At 78.4% G+C, this 2486-nt stretch carries 1 protein-coding gene; it reads left to right on the top strand.

What is annotated here, in order from left to right; all coding sequences use genetic code 11:
• Positions 1–233: 233 nt before the first annotated feature.
• Positions 234–2486: FUSC family protein (locus tag EAO77_RS36745; RefSeq protein ID WP_147992613.1), on the top strand; the 2253-nt coding region annotated here is incomplete at its 3' end.

Genomic DNA, 2486 nt, shown 5'->3' with positions numbered 1-2486 from the left:
GGGCGGGGGTCCGGGTGCGCCGGCGTCGCGGTGCCCGCCGTCGCCGTCCGCACGGCCTGCCGCCGTGTCCTGGGGCGCCGGGCGGGCTGGATCCTCCAGCCCGCCCGGCGCCCCAGGACGACCGCGCGCGGCGCGGTGCCGCGACCACCGGCCCGCGCGGAACCGACGCCCCGGCCCCGACACGACCCCGTACCGGGCCGCAGCGCGGCTGCGTCGCCCGTAGGCTCGGCTGGGTGAGATGGCTGCGGGTCCTCGGGGCGATCCTGCGTGCCGGGCTGACGATCGAGCGCACCCGGCTCGAACCCCTGGTGGCGCTGCGTGCCGCGGCCGGAGTGGCGATCGTGGTCGGGCTGTTCCTGTGGCTCGTCTCCCCGGCCTACGCCGCCTCCTCGGCGCTCGGCGCGTTCTCCGCCGGCACCGCGACGTTCCAGCGCAGCTGGCGCCCGCGGAAGGTGCTCGCGCTGGGCGCCGGGGCCGGGCTGGCCGTCAGCACCTTCTGCGGGTACGTGGCCGCCGGACACCCGGTGTCGTTCCTGCTGGTGCTCGCCGTCTGGACCTTCCTCGCCGGGATGGCGTGGTCGGCCGGGCCGACGGCGGGGATCGTCTCCTGCGCGACGGTGGCGGCGATGCTGGTCACCGTCACGCTGCCCACCTCGGTCGCCGAGGCACTGGAGCACGCCGGGGTCATCGCCTTCGGCGGGGTGGTGCAGGCGGCGCTGATCTGGGTCTTCCCCATCCGCCGCTGGGGCGCCCACCGGGACGCCCTCGCCGACGCCTTCGCCGCGCTGGCGGACTTCGCCCGGCGGCTGCGGCACGACCCGGAGGCGCCGTTCGACGCCGAGCCGATGACCACCGCCCGCGACGCGGCGACGCTGACGCCCTCGCAGGCCCGGCGGCGCCCCGCCGTGCTGCACGGGTCGCGCGGCCTCGCGGAACGCATCCGGCCGGTGCTGGCCGCCCTCGCCGACCCCGAGGTCGGCGCCCCCGCCGAGGGGCCGGGCCGCGACCGCGCCCGGGACCTGCTGGCCACGGCCGCCGGGATCCTGGACGCCGCCGCCCGCGCCATCCGCCGCGGGGAGCCGGTGAGCGTGCCGGAGCACTCCGTCGAGGCGCTGCGGCGCGACACCCGCGCCGCGGACGACACCGCCGACGCGGAGGGCTCCGGGGACGCCGGATACGCCGAGTACGCCGGATACGCCGGGTACGACGGGGCCATCGACCCCGCGGCGCTCGAAGGGCCTGCGCTGCGGGCCGCCCAGCGCCTCGCCGACCTGCTGGAGCAGGCCGTGGAGATCGCGGACAGCGGGGACGCCCTGGCCCCCACCCGCGCCGACGGGCAGGGCGAGAGCCGCCCCCTGCGCCGGCCCACGCTGCTGCGGCTGGTCCCCGTGCTGCACCGCGCGTTCCGGCGCGAGCTGCGCCCGGACTCCCCGGTGCTGCGCCACGCCGTGCGCCTGTCGGCCGTGGCGTGCGCCGGCTACGGCATCGGCTCCGCCGTCTCGCCCGACCACGGCTACTGGGTGCCGATCACGGCCGTGATGGTGATGCGCCCCGACTTCCACCAGACCTACGCGCGGGCGGTGGCGCGCCTGGTGGGGACGGCGGTGGGGGTGGTGCTCGCCACGGCCGCCGTGCAGGTGGCGCAGCCCGGCTCGTGGGTCACCGGAGGGCTGGCGGTGCTCGCCGCCGGGCTCACGTACCTCCTGATGCGCACGGGGTACGCCGCGTCCCAGTGCTTCACCGCGGCGTACGTGGTGTTCCTGCTGGGGCTCGGCGGGGAGACCTGGCAGGAGACGGCCGGCGACCGGGTGCTGCTGACCCTCTTCGGCGGCGCGATGGCCATGACCGCGTACGCGGTCTTCCCCGCCTGGGAGACACCGCGCATCCTCGACCGGCTCGCGGACCGGCTGGCCGGGACCGGCCGCTACGCGGCCGCGGTGGTGCGCGGCTACGCGGAGCCGGCCACGGAGAGCCGGGCCGCGGTCCACGACGCGCTGCTCGCGGGACGCGCGGCGGACGCGGCGTGGAACGAGGCGTTCGTACGGGCGAAGCAGGAGCCCGTCCTCCACCCGGGGCTGACCCGCGAGGAGGCCGAGGAGGCGGACGACGCGCTGACGTCGCTGGGGCGGGCGGCGATGCTGCTGGAGACCCATCTGCCCGGCCCGGACGCCCGCCCCTCCCCCGGCGCGAGCCGGTTCGCCGAGGCCCTGGAGGCCGACACGGAGCAGGCGGTCGGCGATGTGCGCCGGCGCCGGGCGCTGGACTGGGACCGGGTGGAGCGGTCGCTCGACGAGTGGAGCGACAACGACGACCCGGTCGTCCGGGGGGCGGCAGAGCTCCAGACGCGGGCGCTCGGCGAGCTGACGGCGGCGGTGAGCCGCTCGCCGCTGGAGCAGGACGTCGAGCCCACCCGCCAGGTGCGCCGTGTCCAGCGCGAGGTGGAGGCGGAGGAGTCCGGCCCGGCCCCGTCCCCGGCCCTCGCGGAC

Source organism: Streptomyces sp. T39 (genome assembly GCF_008042045.1).
Lineage (GTDB): Bacteria > Actinomycetota > Actinomycetes > Streptomycetales > Streptomycetaceae > Streptomyces.
The sequence above is the reverse complement of the archived record's forward strand: the minus strand, read 5'-3'. Positions and strand labels throughout refer to the sequence as shown.